Here is an 18785-nt window from a genome sequence, read left to right as displayed (position 1 = left end):
GGCGCGCATTATGGCGTAGCTGCCGTTATACGCACCGTGTGCATTGTTAGCAGATTTTTCCTTTAGTGCCAGAAAACCGGCCATTGCACCGGCAACCCGTGATGCCCCCGAACGACAGAACGCTGGTTATAATGCGCGGCCTTTTGTGTCAGGCAACATCAGACAGGTACTACAGACAGACGCCATTTATTTTCATGGCGTCGGCAGTAATTGTTCGATTTCACGGGTCAACGGGATACCTTTTGATCCAGGTAGCGGCGCAGGCCAGGCCGCTCAACCAGACTCGCCGAGCCCTTATCCTTGCGCCTGCGAGCCTGCTTTCACAATTTGTCAGGTGGTTTTATGGACAGCATCAACAGCCGCATCGCCGAGGAACTCGGTGTACGCCCACAACAGGTCGAAGCGGCCGTCGCGCTACTCGATGAAGGCTCTACCGTTCCCTTCATCGCCCGTTACCGGAAAGAAGTGACCGGCAGCCTCGACGATACGCAATTGCGTCATCTGGAAGAGCGCCTGCGCTACCTGCGAGAACTCGACGAACGGCGCATCAGCATCCTCGCCAGCATCGAAGAGCAAGGCAAGCTGACGCCGCAACTTGAACGCGACATCAAGCTCGCCGACACCAAGACCCGCCTCGAAGACTTGTACCTGCCGTACAAACAGAAGCGCCGCACCAAGGGCCAGATCGCCCTGGAAGCCGGCCTCGGCGAACTGGCCGACGGCTTGTTCAACGACCCGTCCCTGAGCCCGGAAACCGAAGCCGCACGTTTCATCGACGCCGAAAAAGGCGTGGCCGATGTGAAGGCCGCCCTCGAAGGCGCCAAGTACATCCTCATGGAGCGCTTCGCCGAAGACGCCGGCCTGCTGGACAAGCTGCGCAACTACCTCAAGCAGGAAGCCACCCTCAGTGCCCGCGTGATTGCCGGCAAGGAGGAGGAAGGCGCCAAGTTCCGCGACTACTTCGAACACGACGAACCACTGAAAAGCATGCCGTCGCACCGCGCGCTGGCGATTTTCCGTGGCCGCAACGAAGGCATCCTCAGTTCCGCGCTGAAAGTCGGCGACGAACTGCCGGGCACCATGCACCCGTGCGAAGGCATGATCGGCCAGCAATTCGGCATCCAGAACCAGAACCGCGCCGCCGACAAATGGCTGGGCGAAGTGGTGCGCTGGACCTGGAAGGTCAAGCTCTACACCCATCTGGAAACCGACCTGCTGGGCGAACTGCGCGATGGCGCGGAAACCGAAGCGATCAACGTGTTCGCCCACAACCTGCACGACCTGCTGCTGTCGGCCCCGGCCGGCCCGCGCGCCACGCTGGGTCTCGACCCTGGCCTGCGCACCGGCTGCAAGGTGGCGGTGGTTGATTCCACTGGCAAGCTGCTGGATCACGCCACGGTTTACCCGCACGTGCCGCACAACAAGTGGGACCAGACCATCGCCGTACTCGCCGCCCTGTGCGCCAAGCATTCGGTGGACCTGATCGCCATCGGCAACGGTACCGCCAGCCGCGAGACCGACAAGCTCGCCGCCGAGCTGATCAAAAAATATCCAGCGATGAAGATGACCAAGGTCATGGTCTCCGAGGCCGGTGCATCGGTTTACTCGGCGTCGGAACTGGCCTCCAAGGAATTCCCGGACCTCGACGTGTCGATCCGTGGCGCCGTATCGATTGCCCGTCGCCTGCAAGATCCGTTGGCCGAACTGGTGAAGATCGATCCGAAATCCATCGGTGTCGGCCAGTACCAGCATGACGTGTCGCAGCTGAAACTGGCCCGTGGCCTGGATGCTGTGGTCGAGGACTGCGTGAACGCCGTCGGCGTCGACGTGAACACGGCTTCCGTGGCGTTGCTGGCACGGATTTCCGGACTCAACGCGACCCTGGCGCAGAACATCGTCAGCCACCGCGACGAGCATGGCGCGTTCAAGACCCGCGCTGCGCTGAAGAAAGTCGCGCGCCTCGGTGAAAAAACCTTCGAACAGGCCGCCGGATTCCTGCGCGTGATGAACGGAGACAATCCCCTGGACGCCTCCGCGGTGCACCCGGAAGCCTATCCACTCGTGCAGCGTATCGCCGCCGAGACCGATCGCGATATTCGTTCGCTGATTGGCGACAGTGGTTTCCTCAAGCGCCTGGACCCGAAAAAATTCACCGACGAAACCTTCGGTTTGCCAACGGTCACCGACATCCTTCAGGAACTGGATAAGCCCGGCCGTGACCCGCGCCCAGAGTTCAAGACCGCCGAGTTCCAGGAAGGCGTCGAAGACCTCAAGGACCTGCAACTGGGCATGATCCTCGAAGGCGTGGTGACCAACGTGACCAACTTCGGTGCTTTCGTCGATATCGGCGTGCATCAGGACGGTTTGGTGCATATCTCCGCGCTTTCGGAGAAGTTCATCAAGGATCCACGGGAAGCGGTGAAGGCCGGTGACGTGGTGAAAGTCAAGGTCATGGAAGTCGACATCCCGCGCAAACGCGTGGGCCTGTCGATGCGCATGAGCGACACCCCGGGCGAGAAAATCGACGGCGCTCGCGGCGCGCGTCCGGGGTCGGCGCCACGCCAATCCCAGAACACTGCACCGCGCAAGGAAACCACGGCAGCAGCACCGAGCAACAACGCCATGGCTTCGCTGTTCGCCAACGCCAAGCAGTTGAAGAAACGCTGATGGACATTCCCGCCGGGCTGACCGAAAGCGCGTTTTTCAAGCTGTTGGGCTGCCGCTTGCACAGCCTGGAAACCGGGGTGGCGCAAGTCGCCCTGGCGCTGGAACCCGAGCTGCGCAATCGCGGTGGCAAGCTCCACGGCGGGGCCTTGTTCAGCCTGGTGGACATTGCCATGGGGCTGGCCTGCTCCAGCACCCACGGCTTTGACCAGCAGAGCGCGACCATCGAGTGCAAGATCAACTACATCCGCGCCGTCTCTGACGGCGAGGTGATGTGCACGGCGCGGGTGATCCACCCGGGTCGCCGCACCTTGGTGGTCGAGGCTGATGTGATGCAGGGCGACAAACTGGTCGCAAAAGCACAAGGCACGTTCGCTGTCCTGTAGCTAGTCGTCATCAATTTGAGTTAATTTCGGCGTTGTGACCGCAGCGTCGGAGTTTCCTGTGGGAGCGAGCCTGCTCGCGAAGGCGATGTGTCAGTCGAAGTCGATGCTGACTGATACTCCCTCTTCGCGAGCAGGCTCGCTCCCACAGGGATTGTGCAATTCCTGACCGATCGGCATGAGGCCTGTGCGGCGCCAAAACGAGGCGAAAACGCCAGTTTTAACTTCACCCTTGTAGACCGTCTTGCCCACCCCCATATTGGGGCGACTGACGCGTGAAGGAATCCAACTTGAGCGAACTTCTCAACCGCCGCCTGGCCCTGCTCGGCGAGCGCGCTAACCTCTCTCTGCTCGAACAGTGCCTTCACGGCATCGAACGTGAATGCCTGCGCGTGACCGGCGAAGGTCGCCTGGCGCAAACGCCGCACCCGGAAGAATTGGGTTCCGCGCTGACCAACGAACAGATCACCACCGACTACTCCGAGTCGCTGCTGGAGTTCATCACGCCGGCCCTGCCCGACCCGGCGGACACCTTGGCGAGCCTGGACAGCATTCACCGTTTTGCCTACAGCAAGCTCGGCAACGAGTACCTGTGGAGCCCATCGATGCCGTGCCCGTTGCCGGCCGAGGAAGACATCCCGATCGCCTATTACGGCACGTCCAACATCGGGCAGCTCAAGTACGTGTACCGCAAGGGCCTGGCCCTGCGTTACGGCAAGACCATGCAATGCATTGCCGGCATCCACTACAACTTTTCCCTGCCGGAAAAACTCTGGCCGCTGCTCAGGCAGGCCGAAGGCTTTGTCGGCAGCGACCGCGATTTCCAGTCGTCGTCCTATATCGCGCTGATCCGCAACTTCCGCCGCTACAGCTGGCTGCTGATGTACCTGTTCGGTGCGTCGCCAGCGCTGGATGCCGGCTTCCTGCGCGGTCGTTCGCACCAGTTGGAACAGCTGGACCCGCACACCCTGTACCTGCCCTACGCCACCAGCCTGCGCATGAGCGACCTGGGTTACCAGAGCAACGCCCAGGCCGGCCTGACGCCGTGCTACAACGATCTGAACAGCTACACCGACAGCCTGCGCAAAGCGGTGGCCACGCCGTACGCACCCTACGTCGAAGTCGGCACCCACCAGGATGGCGAGTGGGTACAGCTCAACACCAACATCCTGCAGATCGAAAACGAGTACTACTCCAACATCCGTCCGAAACGCGTGACCTACACCGGTGAACGCCCTATCCAGGCGCTGATGGCCCGGGGCATCCAGTACGTCGAAGTGCGATGCCTGGACATCAACCCGTTCCTGCCGATGGGCATCGACCTTACCGAGTCGCGCTTCCTCGATGCGTTCCTGCTGTACTGCGCGCTCAACGAAAGCCCGCTGCTGACCAACACCAGCTGCGGCAACGCGACCTCGAACTTCCTCAGCGTGGTCAAGGAAGGTCGTCGTCCAGGCCTGCAACTGCAACGCGACGGTCAGCCGGTTGATCTGAAGGAATGGGCCGGTGAGCTGCTGGAAAAAATCGCTCCGCTGGCGGCGATGCTCGACCAGAGCCACGGCGGCGATGCCCACAGCAAGGCGCTGGACGCCCAGATGGCCAAGGTCCGGGACCCGTCCCTGACGCCGTCGGCCCAGGTGTTGGCGGCCATGGCCGAGCACAAGGAGAGCTTTGCCCAGTTCTCCCTGCGCCAAAGCCAGGTGCACGCCGAGTTCTTCCGCAGCGAGCCGTTGGCGGCTGAGGAACAAGCGCAGTTTGAAGATCGGGCGCGTTCGTCGCTGGCTGAGCAGGCTGAGCTGGAACAGAACGAAGTCGGTGATTTCGATGTGTTTGTCGGGGCTTACCAGGCGAGCATTCTGGCGATCAGTAATTAATTCGTAGCCCCGAAAAGATCGCAGCCTTCGGCAGCTCCTACACGGAGTCTCGCAGGTTGCGATTTTTTTTGGCCGTACGCTGCCTCTGTAGGAGCTGCCGAAGGCTGCGATCTTTTGATCCTTTAACATTGCCCGCTCATAAGCTAATTCGAAAAAGTTATTTATTTTCGAATTCTTAGATCATTTAGTCTCTTTCTCACGCCGACATTCGGTCGCCTGACAAGGAGCTTTCTGATGAAACTGACTTTCCCTCTACGCTTGCTGGCGGCCGCAACCCTGGCTACCGCGACTTTCTTTGCCCAGGCGGCCGACGTCACCGTCGCCTACCAGACCACCGTTGACCCGGCGAAAGTCGCCCAGGCCGACGGCGCATACGAAAAGGCCACGAAGGCCGATATCAGCTGGCGCAAATTCGACAACGGTGCCGATATCATCGCCGCCATCGCCTCCGGCGACGTGCAGATCGGCTACCTCGGTTCCAGCCCCCTGACCGCTGCAATCACTCGCAAAGTCCCGGTGGAAACTTTCCTCATCGCCACCCAGATCGGCGCCGCCGAAGCCTTGGTCGCCCGCGACGGCTCCGGGATCAAGACCCCGCAAGACCTGATCGGCAAAAAAATCGCCGTGCCGTTTGTATCCACCGGCCACTACAGCCTGCTCGCGGCACTGAAGCACTGGAACATCGATCCCTCGAAAGTCACCGTTCTCAACCTGGCGCCACCGGCGATCATCGCCGCCTGGAAACGCGGTGACATCGACGCCACCTACGTCTGGGATCCAGCTCTCGGCGTGGCCAAGGAAAATGGCAAGGTCCTGATCACCTCTGGCGAGCTGGCCAAGTTCGGTGCTCCGACCTTCGATGCCTGGATCGTGCGCAAGGATTTCGCCGAGAAGCATCCGGAGATCGTCACCGCGTTCGCCAAAGTCACCCTCGACGCCTACGCCGACTACCGCAAAGACCCACAAGCCTGGCTCGCCAACCAGGGCAACGTCGACAAGCTGGTAAAACTGTCCGGCGCCAAGGCCAGCGATATTCCGCTGCTGCTGCAAGGCAACGTCTACCCGCTGGCGGCTGACCAGGTGCTCACCCTCGGCGCGCCGACGACCAAAGCCATCACCGACACCGCGACGTTCCTCAAGGAACAAGGCAAGGTCGAGGCCGTCCTGCCGGACTACGCGCCGTACGTCAGCGCCAAGTTCATCACCAATTGATCGGGAGTTGACTGCGATGGCTTTGCTACAGCTGGAGCGTATCAGCGCACAGTACCCCGGCAACCCGGAACCGGTGTTGGCGGATATCTCCCTGAGCCTGGGGCCCCGGCAATTGCTGGTCGCCCTCGGCCCGTCCGGCAGTGGCAAGACTTCGCTGTTGAACCTGATTGCCGGTTTCGTCGAACCCAGCGCCGGGCGCATCACCCTCGACGGCGTGCCGGTCAAAGGCCCGAGCGCCGAGCGCGGCGTGGTGTTCCAGGACGACGCGCTGCTGCCATGGCAGGACGTGCTGGCCAACGTCGGCTTCGGCCTGGAGCTGGCCGGTATTGCCCGGGACAAACGCGAAGCGCGTGCCCGGGAAATGCTCGCCCTGGTCGACCTTTCTGGTTTTGAACAACGTCGCATCTGGCAGCTTTCGGGCGGCCAGAAGCAGCGTGTGGGCTTGGCCCGCGCGCTCGCTGCCGACCCGCGCGTGTTGCTGATGGACGAACCTTTCGGCGCCCTGGATGCCTTCACCCGCGAGCAGATGCAGGAGCTGTTGCTGCAAGTCTGGCAACGCACCGCCAAACCGGTGTTCCTGATTACCCACGACATCGAAGAAGCCGTGTTCCTCGCCACCGACCTGATTCTGTTGGCGCCGAACCCCGGGCAAATCGTCGAGCGCCTGAGCCTCGATTTCGGTCAGCGTTATGCCGCTGGCGAGTCGGCCCGCTCAATCAAATCCGATCCGCGTTTTATCGAAACCCGCGAACACGTACTCGCCAAAGTGTTCTCCCAACGCAGCGCCGCCCAGCGGCAGGAGCGCGCATGAGCAGTTACGAAATTCCCGTCGCCGCGATCAAGCCAGGCACGCCTGTGCCTGCGGCACGACGCCGCTTGAGCACTCGCTGGATCAGCGTGCTGACACTGGCCGCGCTCATTGTCATTTGGTGGGCCGTGACGGCGACCGGTTTGATCGAGCCGCTGTTCCTGCCGCCACCTTCCGCCGTGCTGCAAAAAGGCTGGCTGCTGGCGACCTCGGGTTACATGGACTCAACCCTGTGGCAGCACCTCGGCGCGAGTCTGAGCCGCATCGGCCTGGGCCTCGGCTTTGCGATTCTCACCGCCGTGCCGGTGGGCATCGCCATCGGCGCCAACCGTATCGCCCGTGGCGTGCTCGACCCGCTGATCGAGTTCTACCGCCCCATTCCACCACTGGCCTACCTGCCGCTGATCGTGATCTGGTGCGGCATCGGCGAACTGTCGAAAGTGCTGCTGATCTACCTGGCGATCTTCGCCCCGATTGCCATCGCCACCGCCACCGGCGTGCGCACGGTCGACCCGGCCAAACTGCGTGCCGCGCAGTCGTTGGGGGCCACTCGCGCGCAGTTGATTCGTCACGTGATTTTGCCGAGTGCCTTGCCGGACATTCTGACCGGGGTACGCATTGGTCTTGGTGTCGGCTGGTCGACCCTGGTCGCCGCCGAATTGATCGCCGCCACCAGCGGTTTGGGCTTCATGGTGCAATCGGCCGCACAGTTCCTGGTCACCGATGTGGTGGTGCTGGGGATTCTGGTGATCGCACTGATCGCCTTTGCGATGGAAATGGGCCTGCGCGCCCTGCAACGCAAACTGGTGCCGTGGCATGGTCAGGCCCACTGAATAATTGCCCTGTGAGTACCCCTGTGGGAGCGAGCTTGCTCGCGATGGCGGTTGCACGTTCAACACTTGTGTCGCCTGACAGTCCGCTATCGCGAGCAAGCTCGCTCCCACAAAAGCTCGACACCCCGGATCAATGAGAACCACCATGAGCCAGTTGACCATCGTCCCTTTGAGTTCTGCCCTCGGCGCACAAATCAGCGGCGTCGACATCAGCCAGCCGCTGAGCGCGGAACATCGCGACGCCATCGAGCAGGCGCTGCTCAAGCATCAGGTCCTGTTCTTCCGCGACCAGCCGATCACGCCACAGCAACAGGCGCGATTCGCCGCGAATTTCGGCGACCTGCACATTCACCCGATCTACCCCAATGTGCCGGAACAACCGGAAGTGCTGATCCTCGACACCGCCGTCACCGACGTACGCGATAACGCGATCTGGCACACCGACGTGACCTTCCTGCCGACCCCGGCCATGGGCGCGGTGCTCAGCGCCAAGCTGCTGCCGGAGTTTGGCGGCGACACCCTGTGGGCCAGCGGAATTGCCGCGTATGAGGCGCTGTCGGCACCGGTGAAAACCTTGCTCGAAGGCCTGACCGCCACCCACGATTTCACCCGTTCGTTCCCGCTGGAGCGCTATGGCAACACGCCGGAAGCGCTGGCCCAGTGGGAAGAAGCACGGCGCAAGAATCCGCCGCTGTCACACCCGGTGATTCGCACACACCCGGTGAGCGGTCGCCGCTCGCTGTTCGTCAACGAAGGCTTCACCTCGAAGATCAACGAATTGTCGGAAACCGAAAGCGAGGCGATTCTGAAGTTTCTGTTTGCCCACGCCACGCGACCTGAATTCACCATCCGCTGGCGCTGGCAGCAGGACGACATTGCGTTCTGGGACAACCGCGTGACCCAGCATTACGCGGTGGATGATTACCGGCCCGCGCGGCGGGTGATGCAGCGGGCAACGGTGTTGGGGGATGTGCCGTTTTTTTCGGTGAATCCCTGACATTTTCATTGCCTGTTCAGGCCTCATCGCGAGCAAGCTCGCTCCCACATTGGATTTGTGTCGACCACCAACCTGTGGGAGCGAGCTTGCTCGCGATGAGGCCAGGACAGGCACCAGAAGACCCGGCGCCTGACTCTTACTCAGCCATCGAAGGCTTCTCCCAAAGATTGATCCCGCCCTCCTGGGCAAACCGGTCAATCTCCGCCAGTTCCTCTGCGCTGAAGCTCAGGTTCTTCAACGCCCCGACGTTCTCGATGATCTGCTCCGGCCGGCTCGCGCCAATCAATGCCGAAGTAACCCGTGGATCGCGCAGGGTCCACGCCAGCGCCAGTTGCGCCAGGCTCTGGCCACGACGCCTGGCGATTTCGTTGAGTGCGCGCACCTGGGCGATGTTGGCCTCGGACAAGTGCGATGCCTGCAACGAACCACCACCCGGGCGATTGACCCGCGCATCCGCCGGCACGCCGTTGAGGTACTTGTCGGTCAGCAATCCCTGCGCCAGCGGCGTGAACGCAATCACACCCGTGCCGAGTTCGTCAGTGGTGTCCAGCAGGTCTTTTTCCACCCAGCGATTGAGCAGGTTGTAGGCCGGCTGGTGGATCAGCAGCGGGACTTTCCACTCTTTGAGCAGCGCCGCCATTTCGCGGGTTTTCACCCCGGAATAAGACGAGATGCCGATGTACAACGCCTTGCCCTGCTGCACCGCGGTGGCCAGCGCACTGGCAGTTTCTTCCAGTGGCGTGTCCGGGTCGAAACGGTGGGAATAGAAGATGTCGACATAGTCCACACCCAGGCGCTGCAGGCTCTGGTCGAGGCTGGCCAGCACGTACTTGCGCGAACCGCCGCCCTGACCGTAAGGCCCCGGCCACATGTCCCAACCGGCCTTGCTGGAAATGATCAGTTCGTCGCGGTACTGCTTGAAGTCTTCACGCAGCAATCGGCCGAAGTTGATTTCGGCACTGCCATAGGGCGGGCCGTAGTTGTTGGCCAGGTCGAAATGGTTGATCCCCAGGTCGAACGCCGTGCGCAGCAAAGCGCGCTGGGTATCGATCGGCGTGCTGTCACCGAAGTTGTGCCACAGGCCCAACGACAGCGCAGGCAGCACCAGCCCGCTGCGGCCCACGCGGCGGTATGGGATGGAGTCGTAGCGGTTTTCGGCAGCGGTGTAGGTCATCGAATCCTCTCTTGTCTATCTTGAATCTGGTATCGACTGCTTCGCCAGGCGCCCAGCATACGCCCGGATCAACGCCAGAAAACCCGGGATTCGACTAAATGCTGAAACGTTTCACAGAAATTCATTCTGCCCGCACAATCGAACAGAACAGCGACAGACTTGCGTGATCCGGGTCCACAGGAACACAGTCGCCAAAGCAACGAAGAAGCGATAACGATCGCAAGGATGGAATAAGCCATGCACACCACCATCATCATCACCTTCGGCCTGGCCCTGCTTGCGATGATGCTGTTCATCGGCGAGAAACTCGGCTTCAGCCGCCAGACACTCACTTACAGTTTCGTGATCCTGTGGCTGGCGCTGACGGTGATCAACGGCGCCATCGGCGTGGTGACGGCCGGCCAGTCGTTGAGTACGGAGCTGGGGATCGGCACGATGGTGTTCAGCATTCCGGTGGCGGCGCTGGTGTTGTTCATGGTGCTGAGCGCCGAGAGCTGAAAAGCCCCGGCGCCCTGCCCTCGATCAACGCACCAGATGCAGGAACTGCATGTGCCGCTCGTACTGGTCGAGGATGTCGTTGATGATCTGTTCCTTGGTGTAGCCCACCAGGTCGTAATCCTGGCTGCCCTCGCTCAGATGCACTTCGGCCCGGTAGTAACGGCGATTGTTGAGTTGCTTGGAACCCATGCCGCCACGGGCAAACGAAGGCGTGAAATAGCCGCGCATCTGCACCTGATAAACAAACGGGTGCTGATCGCCGTGGCCGATTTCCAGGCTGACGCTGTCATGGGCCGGGTCCGGGTGCATGACCACGTGCAGCCCCTTTTCGCGGAACACCGCCGACACTTCCTCAATGGCCGGTCGCACCGTCGTATCGAGGAAGCGATAAACCTCGTCTCGCGACGGGAAATGCACGGCCTGACTCAGGCGTTGCCGCCAGCCGCCGCGTCGTGACCCGGACACAGGCGCCAGCGAATGCATCTGCGCAATCTGCTTCTGCGACTCCAGATAAAACGCCTTGTGCAGCCCCCACATCATCAACAGCAAGATCAGCGAGAACGGCAACGAAGTCAGGACCACCGCCGACTTCAACGCATCGATGCTGCCGGAAAACAGCAGCGCGCTGGTCACCAGTGCGGTCATTGCGCCCCAGAACACCCGCAGCCATTTCGGCCCGTCTTCATCGGGATTGCCGCCTTTCGCGGACAGCGTCGACAGCACCACGGTGCCGGAGTCGGCGGAGGTGACGAAGAACACAAAGCTGATGAACACCGTCACCGCGATGACGGTTTTGCTCCACGGGTAGGTTTCCAGCAGCAGGTAGAGCGTCATCGACGGATTGTCGATAGCCGACATGCCGAGCGCGCTCATGCCGTGGTTGAGCACTTGATCGATGGCGCTGTTGCCGAAGATCGACATCCACGCCAGGGTGAAGCCGAGCGGAATCAGCAGCACACCGAAGACAAATTCGCGGATGGTGCGGCCACGGGAAATCCGCGCGATGAACAAGCCCACGAACGGCGACCATGCGATCCACCAGGCCCAATAGAACACCGTCCAGCCGCCCAGCCAGTCGCTGGGTTTATCGTAGGCATAGAGGTCGAAACTCTTCATCGGCAAGGCGCCGAGGTAATCGCCGAGGTTCTGGATCAGGGTGTTGAGCAAGTGCTGCGTGGGCCCGGCAAACAACACGAACAGCAACAGCGCACAGGCCAGCAGCATGTTGATGTCGGACATGACCCGCACGCCCTTGTCGACGCCCGACACCGCAACGATGATCGCCGCGCCCATCATCAGGGTGATCAGGCCGACCTGAACCCACTGGGTGTGGGCGATGCCGAACAGGTAATCCAGGCCCGAATTGAGGTGCAACACACCAAAGCCCATGTCCGCGCCGAGGCCGAACACCGTGGCGATGATGCCGAAGCCATCCACTGCGTAGCCGATGGGGCCATTGATGCGCTTGCCGATCAGCGGATACAGCGCCGAGCGCAGGGCCAGCGGCAGGTTGTGGCGATAGGCGAAATAGGCCAGCGCCATACCGACAAAGGCGAACACGCCCCAGCCATGCAAACCCCAGTGCAAAAACAGAATCTGCATCGCCTGACGCGCCGCGTCCGCCGTGCCGGCCTCGCCTTGCGGCGGCTGCAGCATGTGGGTCAACGGTTCGGACACACAGAAGAAAAACAGGGTGATGCTGATCCCCGCGGCGAACAGCATGCCGGCCCATGACAAATAGCTGAATTCGGGCTCGTCGTGGTCGGCACCGAGCTTGATCTTGCCGTAGCCGGACAAGGCGGTGACCACCACGAAGACCAGATACAGGGTCATCGCCAGCAGGTAATACCAGCCGACCGTGTTGGCCGCCCAGTTTTGCGCCGCCAGCAACCAGGCACCGGCCTGCTCGGGCATGGCGATGACAACGACACCAAACAACAGAATGAAACTCGCCGAGAACCAGAACACCGGCGGATTCATGCGGACCAGGCCGCTTGGAGGGATGGACGATGCACTCATGTACGGTGCACCTCGAAGGGGTAAAACGTGGCTGTAGAAATCGGACTCAGCAAAGGCAAGCCTCCTGTTGTGAGCGGGCGGCGAACCACCGGTTTAACTTGAATGAACGTTCAAGTTAAACATGGATAGGGGGCTAAGGACTAATCGCAGGGCTCGGCGGTAGTGGTTGTACGCTAGCTCAAGCAAGAGGTTGACGCGGGATTGGATCAGGGCCACTGGCTCGATTCGGCTTGAAATCCAATCGCGAGCAAGCTCGCTCCCACAGTTGATTTGCGCCGGACGCAAGCGTTGTGAACGACGAAAAACATTGTGGGAGCGAGCTTGCTCGCGATGAGGCCAGACTAGTCAAAGAAGATTCAGGAGGCTACTTCTGCGCCCCATCTTCATGCTGCAGATTCGCCTGGGTCAGGTTGCTGCCCGCCGGCACGCTGCGGGTCAGCCAGACGTTGCCGCCAATGGTCGAACCCTGGCCGATGGTGATCCGCCCCAGGATCGTCGCCCCGGCATAAATCACCACGTCATCCTCGACAATCGGATGCCGCGGCTGCCCCTTCTGCAACTGACCGTCTTCGTCCGCCGGGAAGCGCTTGGCGCCCAGGGTCACGGCCTGATAAATCCGCACGCGCTCGCCGATGATCGCGGTTTCGCCGATCACCACGCCGGTACCATGGTCGATGAAGAAACTGCGGCCGATCTGCGCGCCGGGGTGAATGTCGATGCCAGTGGCCGAGTGGGCGATTTCCGCGCTGATCCGCGCCAGCAACGGCAGCCCGGCACGGTACAAATGGTGAGCCAACCGATGGTGAATCACCGCCAGGATCCCCGGGTAGCACAACAGCACTTCATCGACACTGCGTGCCGCCGGGTCGCCGTGATAGGCCGCCAGTACGTCGGTGTCCAACAGGCTGCGCAACCCCGGCAGGGCGAGGGCGAAGTCCTGGATGATCTGGATGGTCTTGGCTTCGACTTCGGTATCGGCCTGGGCACTGTGGCGCGCGGCATAGCGCAATTCGAGTCGCGCCTGGGCCAACAGCGCATTCAACGCCACATCCAGCGTGTGGCCGACGTAGAAGTCTTCACTCTCTTCGCGCAGGTCAACCGGCCCCAGGCGCATCGGGAACAGCGCACCGCACAAGGCTTCGAGAATCTCTGCCATGGCCGCTCGGGAGGGCAGCTCGCGACCGCCCTGCTCGGTACTGGCCCGGCCATTTTGCGCTCGCCACTGCTCACGCGCGGTGCGCAGCTGGCTGACGATGGTCTGCAATTGCCAATGGCTGGAACGCTCACTCACGGTAAAAACTCCTCACGGGCGACCGGACTGTCTGGCCGCACTGACGGCGATTACTTTACGGCAAGGGCAGCGGGGCAAATTAAGAACCAATAATGCTGTGCTCATTACGATTAGCTATAAGCAGTTGACGGTTGCCCAGCCTTTTTCGCGTGCCTATAGTCCTGAGATCTTCCACGGCCAGTACGGACCCATGATCAAACAACAGCTCGCCCGCTTTAACCGCCTCGACCTGCTCGGTCAACCCACCGCCCTGGAAAAACTCGAACGTCTGTCGACCTGGCTGGGTCGCGACCTGTACGTCAAACGCGATGACCTGACGCCGCTGGCAATGGGCGGCAACAAGCTGCGCAAACTCGAATACCTGGCCGCCGATGCGCTGGCCCAGGGTGCCGACACCTTGATCACCGCCGGCGCGCTGCAATCGAACCACGTGCGCCAGACGGCTGCCATTGCGGCGAAACTGGGTCTGGGCTGCGTAGCCCTTCTGGAAAACCCCCTCGGCACCGATGACAACAATTACACCGGCAACGGCAACCGCCTGCTGCTCGACCTGTTCGATGCCAAGGTCGAACTGGTGGAAAACCTCGACAACGCCGACGAACAACTGCAAGCCCTGGCCGACAGACTGCGCAACAACGGCAAGAAGCCGTACCTGGTGCCGATCGGAGGCTCCAACGCGCTGGGCGCACTCGGCTACGTACGTGCCGGGCTGGAACTGGCCGAACAGATCAAGGACACCGGCCTGACGTTCGCCGCCGTGGTCCTGGCCTCGGGCAGTGCCGGTACCCACAGCGGCCTGGCACTGGCCTTGAGTGAAGCACTGCCGGATCTGCCAGTGATCGGCGTGACGGTCTCGCGCAGCGATGAAGACCAGCGGCCAAAGGTACAAGGCCTGGCCGAACGCACTGCCGAGCTGCTGGGCGTGGACCTGCCGGACGCTTTCAAGGTCGAGTTGTGGGACGAATACTTCGCCCCGCGTTATGGCGAGCCGAATGCCGGAACACTGGCGGCGGTGAAGCTGCTGGCGAGTCAGGAAGGCTTGCTGCTGGACCCGGTCTACACTGGCAAGGCCATGGCAGGCCTGCTGGACGGGATCGGGCGTCAGCGTTTCGACGAAGGTCCGATTATCTTCCTGCACACTGGCGGGGCGCCGGCGTTGTTTGCCTATAAGGATTTCCTGTAGGAGCGAGCTTGCTCGCGATGGACGACAGGGCACCGCGGGGTGTCAGGTTGCCCGCGTTATCGTTGACGACCATCGCGAGCAAGCTCGCTCCTACAGTAAAAACGCAAGCTATTCAAAAATGGAATAACCAGAAGAAGAATTATTATTTTCCAATCTAAAAACGCCATCATATAGTCATGCTACAGGCGAATTTCCCGAGAGACGCATACGCTGCTTTAAGGCAGGATAGCGCTGTCGCTGAATTCCCGAATTTGCCAACTTTCCTAAAGCGTCTTCCATAAGAAAACACAGGGGCTTGTCATGAATTTTTCCGCACTACGTCGCAATCTGCTGGTGGGCTCGCTGGGCCTGGCACTGAGCGCAGGCCTGATTGGCCAAGCCGTTGCCGGTGAGCAACTGCAAAAAATCAAAGACGCCGGCGTGATCAACGTTGGCCTGGAAGGCACTTACCCACCATTCAGTTTCGTCGATGCCGACGGCAAACTGACCGGCTTCGAAGTCGAGTTCTCCGAAGCCCTGGCCAAAGAGCTGGGCGTCAAGGTCAAACTGCAACCGACCAAATGGGACGGCATCCTCGCGGCCCTGGAGTCCAAGCGCCTGGACGCAGTGATCAACCAGGTGACCATCTCTGAAGAGCGCAAGAAGAAGTATGACTTCTCCGAGCCGTACACCGTTTCCGGTATCCAGGCGCTGGTGCTGACCAAGAAGGCCCCCGAGCTGAACATCAAGACCGCTGCCGACCTGGGTGGCAAGAAAGTCGGCGTAGGCCTGGGCACCAACTACGAAGAGTGGGTGAAAACCAATGTGCCGACCGCTGACGTCCGCACCTACGAAGATGATCCGACCAAGTTCCAGGACCTGCGTGTCGGCCGTATCGACGCCATTCTGATCGACCGCCTGGCCGCGCTGGAATACGCCAAGAAAGCCAAGGACACCACCGCCGCCGGTGACGCGTTCTCCCGTCAGGAAGCCGGCATTGCCCTGCGCAAAGGCGAGCCTGAACTGCTGGCCGCGGTGAACAAGGCAATCGACAAGCTGCGCGCCGATGGCACCCTGAAAAAGCTCTCGGAAAAATACTTCAACGCTGACGTCACTCAATAATGGAAGAAGCTTTCCAACTCGCACTGGACTCCGCGCCCTTTCTGCTCAAGGGCGCGTACTACACGGTCATCCTCAGCCTGGGCGGGATGTTCTTCGGCCTGGTGATGGGGTTCGGCCTGGCGCTGATGCGCCTGTCGCGCTTCAAACTGGTGAGCTGGATCGCCCGCATCTACGTGTCGTTCTTTCGCGGCACGCCGTTGCTGGTGCAACTGTTCGTGATCTATTACGGCTTGCCGCAATTGGGTCTGGAACTTGATCCGCTGCCGGCGGCCCTGATCGGCTTCTCGCTGAACATGGCCGCCTACGCCTGCGAAATCCTGCGTGCCGCGATCAGCTCCATCGAGCGTGGCCAGTGGGAAGCCGCTGCCAGTATCGGCATGACCCGCGCACAAACCCTGCGCCGGGCCATCCTGCCGCAGGCCATGCGCACCGCCTTGCCGCCGCTGGGCAACAGCTTCATCTCGCTGGTCAAGGACACGGCGCTGGCCGCTACCATCCAGGTGCCGGAGCTGTTCCGTCAGGCACAGCTGATCACCGCCCGTACCTTCGAAATCTTCACCATGTATCTTGCCGCCGCACTGATCTACTGGGTCCTGGCCACGGTGCTGTCGCACCTGCAGAACCAGTTGGAAGCGCGGGTCAATCGGCACGACCAGGAGTCCTGACCCCATGATTGTCGTGGAAAAACTGACAAAGCAGTTCAAGGGTCAAGTCGTGCTCAATGGCATCGATCTTGAGGTCAAGGAAGGCGAGGTGGTCGCGATCATCGGCCCTAGCGGTTCGGGCAAGACCACCTTTCTGCGCTGCCTGAATTTTCTGGAAGAACCCACCAGCGGCCGGATCAAGGTCGGCGATATCGAGATCGATACCAGCCGTCCCCTGAACCAGCAGCAGAGCCTGGTGCGACGTTTGCGCCAGCACGTGGGCTTCGTGTTCCAGAACTTCAACCTGTTCCCCCATCGCACCGCCCTGGAAAACGTCATCGAAGGCCCGATCGTGGTCAAGAAGACCCCGCACGCCGACGCCGTAGCCCTGGGTAAAAAACTCTTGGCCAAGGTCGGTCTGGCAGGCAAGGAGGACGCTTACCCGCGTCGCCTCTCCGGTGGCCAGCAACAGCGCGTGGCGATTGCCCGGGCGCTGGCGATGGAGCCCGAAGTGATCCTGTTCGATGAGCCGACCTCGGCCCTCGACCCGGAACTGGTGGGCGAGGTACTGGCGACCATCCGCGGCCTGGCCGAAGAGAAGCGCACCATGGTGATCGTCACCCACGAAATGGGTTTTGCCCGGGACGTGGCCAACCGCGTGGTGTTTTTCGACAAGGGTGTGATCGTCGAACAAGGCGAAGCGAAGGCGTTGTTTGCCAATCCGAAAGAAGAGCGAACCCGGCAGTTCCTGAGCAAGTTCCTGAATAACGCTCACAACTAACAACCCTGCGCAACAACGGTAAACTTCCATGGATGGAAGTGATACCCCTCGAAATACGCTTCATTAATACCAAACCAAACTCATCTATTAAACATGCATATCCTGTACGCATGCTCGGTACAAATATATGCGTCACGATAATTAAGCAATGCCAATTCAACCAGATCCTCTGTCGTAAAACGGCGCCCACGACCTGCACCAATTCGCCCATATTTCCGTGCTTTCAGCAGAAAAATTCGACGCACAGACATGGTTTACTTACTTGGAACCGTAGGAACTTTCTGAATAGCACCACACACCACCCATAACTAACAATTCTTATTGACACCTGATCTCCCTGACTCTTATCTAGTCTCAAACCAACGACACCCATCACACTTAAATCATCATTCCCGCTCAAAGTAATGAATGGTTTATCTGTTCAATTATTGGTTTTTGATATTCCAGAAACGGACTTCGTTGCAAGACTTCAAGGAGACTTCATGAATAGCACCTCGAACAAATCCGGGCTTGCAGCCCCGACCCTGGCGCAATCCAACAAGGCCGGCATCAACGTCACCTGCGCGGCGCACCTGCTGATCGATGTGGCGCCCTACCCCGCCATGGACGCAGGAGACCTGATCGAACTGTTCTGGGACAACTGCTACGTGGCCTCCCGCGTGCTGACGGCCAGCGATGTCGGCCGACCGGTGCAGTTGCGGGTGCCTGAGAGTTTTGTCGCCAACGGTACCTCGCGCATTCACTACCGGGTCATGCAGATTGGCCGGGGCCCGGCGGTATCGGCCAGTCAAAACGTGCAGATCAAACTCGACTGTCCAGGCGGCCAACCCTCGGCGCTGTGCGGCGATGAAAACCAGTGCCTGGCACCAGTGAGCATTCCCGAGGCGATTTGCCGTCAGGGGGTCAATCCGAGCCAGGTCAAACGCGGTGTTCCCTTGACCATCGAGCCGTACCTGAACATGGCCGTCGACGACGAAATCACCCTGCGCTGGGGCGATGTGCGCCTGGATCTCCCACCGCTCAAGTCCGCCGATGTAGGCCAGCCGATCCAGGTCTGGATACCGCCGGCCATCATCCTCGAAGCGGGCGAAGATCTGCGGCTGGAAGTGACGTACTGCATTCTCGACAGGGTGGGCAACAACTCCCGCTGGGCACCGGCCCGCACGCTGAAGATCGGTTGCGCCAATCCTTATCTGAAAGTCCCGAAGAAACAGCACCTCAAGGCTGCCGAGACTCACAGAGGATGATGTCGTTACTGTAGAAAATCAAAAGATCGCAGCCTTCGGCAGCTCCTACAGGGTTAAGGCATAAACCCTGTAGGAG

At 60.8% G+C, this 18785-nt stretch carries 16 protein-coding genes; 13 read left to right on the top strand and 3 right to left on the bottom strand.

The genetic code is table 11. From position 1 onward, the window contains the following. Positions 1-342 precede the first annotated feature (342 nt). From AC07YV_RS16150 to tauD, 7 genes are all read left to right on the top strand, one after another. Positions 343-2667 carry a Tex family protein gene (locus AC07YV_RS16150; RefSeq protein WP_102700223.1) on the top strand — a complete coding sequence of 775 codons (2325 nt, stop codon included), beginning with the start codon at positions 343-345 and terminating at the stop codon, positions 2665-2667. Then, positions 2667-3050, top strand: a complete 384-nt coding sequence (locus tag AC07YV_RS16145; RefSeq protein ID WP_007972875.1) for a PaaI family thioesterase — start codon at positions 2667-2669, stop codon at positions 3048-3050. The genes AC07YV_RS16150 and AC07YV_RS16145 overlap by 1 nt, the downstream gene beginning before the upstream one ends. 287 nt (positions 3051-3337) lie before the next feature. After that, on the top strand, positions 3338-4921 hold the full coding sequence (gene gshA / locus AC07YV_RS16140) for a glutamate--cysteine ligase (RefSeq protein ID WP_102700222.1): 1584 nt from the start codon (positions 3338-3340) through the stop codon (positions 4919-4921). 234 nt (positions 4922-5155) lie between these two features. Beyond that, on the top strand, positions 5156-6133 hold the full coding sequence (gene tauA, locus AC07YV_RS16135; RefSeq protein WP_102700221.1) for a taurine ABC transporter substrate-binding protein: 978 nt from the start codon (positions 5156-5158) through the stop codon (positions 6131-6133). Between the two features lie 16 nt (positions 6134-6149). Further along, a complete protein-coding gene (gene tauB, locus AC07YV_RS16130; protein ID WP_102700220.1) occupies positions 6150-6944 on the top strand; it encodes a taurine ABC transporter ATP-binding subunit in 795 nt (264 codons plus the stop codon). Then, positions 6941-7774, top strand: a complete 834-nt coding sequence (gene tauC, locus AC07YV_RS16125) for a taurine ABC transporter permease TauC (RefSeq protein WP_102700219.1) — start codon at positions 6941-6943, stop codon at positions 7772-7774. Before tauB ends, tauC begins: the two co-directional genes overlap by 4 nt. 145 nt (positions 7775-7919) lie before the next feature. Next, a complete protein-coding gene (gene tauD / locus AC07YV_RS16120) occupies positions 7920-8771 on the top strand; it encodes a taurine dioxygenase (RefSeq protein ID WP_102700218.1) in 852 nt (283 codons plus the stop codon). 136 nt (positions 8772-8907) lie between these two features. Here the strand turns inward: tauD and mgrA are convergent, their stop codons facing one another. Beyond that, on the bottom strand, positions 8908-9945 hold the full coding sequence (gene mgrA / locus AC07YV_RS16115; RefSeq protein ID WP_102700217.1) for an L-glyceraldehyde 3-phosphate reductase: 1038 nt from the start codon (positions 9943-9945) through the stop codon (positions 8908-8910). Positions 9946-10182: 237 nt separating this feature from the next. Between mgrA and AC07YV_RS16110 the strand changes: the two genes are divergently transcribed. Continuing rightward, a complete protein-coding gene (locus tag AC07YV_RS16110; protein WP_041474972.1) occupies positions 10183-10443 on the top strand; it encodes a hypothetical protein in 261 nt (86 codons plus the stop codon). Between the two features lie 24 nt (positions 10444-10467). Here AC07YV_RS16110 and betT read toward each other — a convergent pair whose 3' ends face one another. Further along, positions 10468-12423, bottom strand: a complete 1956-nt coding sequence (gene betT, locus AC07YV_RS16105; RefSeq protein WP_162130348.1) for a choline transporter BetT — start codon at positions 12421-12423, stop codon at positions 10468-10470. 403 nt (positions 12424-12826) lie between these two features. After that, positions 12827-13753 (bottom strand): serine O-acetyltransferase EpsC, encoded by a 927-nt coding sequence (gene epsC / locus AC07YV_RS16100; RefSeq protein WP_007972891.1) that lies wholly within the window; start codon positions 13751-13753, stop codon positions 12827-12829. A 190-nt stretch (positions 13754-13943) separates the two neighbouring features. On the opposite strand from epsC, the gene AC07YV_RS16095 reads away from it, so the two are divergent. From AC07YV_RS16095 to AC07YV_RS16075, 5 genes are all read left to right on the top strand, one after another. Continuing rightward, positions 13944-14936, top strand: coding sequence for a D-cysteine desulfhydrase (locus tag AC07YV_RS16095; protein WP_102700215.1), 993 nt, complete (start codon positions 13944-13946; stop codon positions 14934-14936). A 300-nt stretch (positions 14937-15236) separates the two neighbouring features. Then, a complete protein-coding gene (tcyJ, locus tag AC07YV_RS16090) occupies positions 15237-16037 on the top strand; it encodes a cystine ABC transporter substrate-binding protein (RefSeq protein WP_102700214.1) in 801 nt (266 codons plus the stop codon). Further along, a complete protein-coding gene (gene tcyL / locus AC07YV_RS16085; protein ID WP_007983131.1) occupies positions 16037-16702 on the top strand; it encodes a cystine ABC transporter permease in 666 nt (221 codons plus the stop codon). Before tcyJ ends, tcyL begins: the two co-directional genes overlap by 1 nt. A 4-nt stretch (positions 16703-16706) precedes the next feature. Continuing rightward, complete coding sequence (tcyN, locus tag AC07YV_RS16080; RefSeq protein ID WP_007972898.1) at positions 16707-17462, top strand: L-cystine ABC transporter ATP-binding protein TcyN; 756 nt, start codon at positions 16707-16709, stop codon at positions 17460-17462. A gap of 482 nt (positions 17463-17944) precedes the next feature. Then, positions 17945-18709 (top strand): hypothetical protein, encoded by a 765-nt coding sequence (locus tag AC07YV_RS16075; RefSeq protein WP_102700213.1) that lies wholly within the window; start codon positions 17945-17947, stop codon positions 18707-18709. Positions 18710-18785: the final 76 nt, after the last annotated feature.

The organism is Pseudomonas sp. GW456-E7 (assembly GCF_059424105.1).
The sequence above is the reverse complement of the archived record's forward strand: the minus strand, read 5'-3'. Positions and strand labels throughout refer to the sequence as shown.

Coding starts and splice junctions, on each gene's coding strand:
- tcyL (WP_007983131.1), top strand. CDS start 16,037: ATGGAAGAAGCTTTCCAACTCGCACTGGACTCCGCGCCCTTTCTGCTC.
- tcyN (WP_007972898.1), top strand. CDS start 16,707: ATGATTGTCGTGGAAAAACTGACAAAGCAGTTCAAGGGTCAAGTCGTG.
- tauC (WP_102700219.1), top strand. CDS start 6,941: ATGAGCAGTTACGAAATTCCCGTCGCCGCGATCAAGCCAGGCACGCCT.
- AC07YV_RS16095 (WP_102700215.1), top strand. CDS start 13,944: ATGATCAAACAACAGCTCGCCCGCTTTAACCGCCTCGACCTGCTCGGT.
- betT (WP_162130348.1), bottom strand. CDS start 12,423: ATGAATCCGCCGGTGTTCTGGTTCTCGGCGAGTTTCATTCTGTTGTTT.
- tauB (WP_102700220.1), top strand. CDS start 6,150: ATGGCTTTGCTACAGCTGGAGCGTATCAGCGCACAGTACCCCGGCAAC.
- tcyJ (WP_102700214.1), top strand. CDS start 15,237: ATGAATTTTTCCGCACTACGTCGCAATCTGCTGGTGGGCTCGCTGGGC.
- tauA (WP_102700221.1), top strand. CDS start 5,156: ATGAAACTGACTTTCCCTCTACGCTTGCTGGCGGCCGCAACCCTGGCT.
- mgrA (WP_102700217.1), bottom strand. CDS start 9,945: ATGACCTACACCGCTGCCGAAAACCGCTACGACTCCATCCCATACCGC.
- AC07YV_RS16110 (WP_041474972.1), top strand. CDS start 10,183: ATGCACACCACCATCATCATCACCTTCGGCCTGGCCCTGCTTGCGATG.
- tauD (WP_102700218.1), top strand. CDS start 7,920: ATGAGCCAGTTGACCATCGTCCCTTTGAGTTCTGCCCTCGGCGCACAA.
- AC07YV_RS16150 (WP_102700223.1), top strand. CDS start 343: ATGGACAGCATCAACAGCCGCATCGCCGAGGAACTCGGTGTACGCCCA.
- AC07YV_RS16075 (WP_102700213.1), top strand. CDS start 17,945: ATGAATAGCACCTCGAACAAATCCGGGCTTGCAGCCCCGACCCTGGCG.
- AC07YV_RS16145 (WP_007972875.1), top strand. CDS start 2,667: ATGGACATTCCCGCCGGGCTGACCGAAAGCGCGTTTTTCAAGCTGTTG.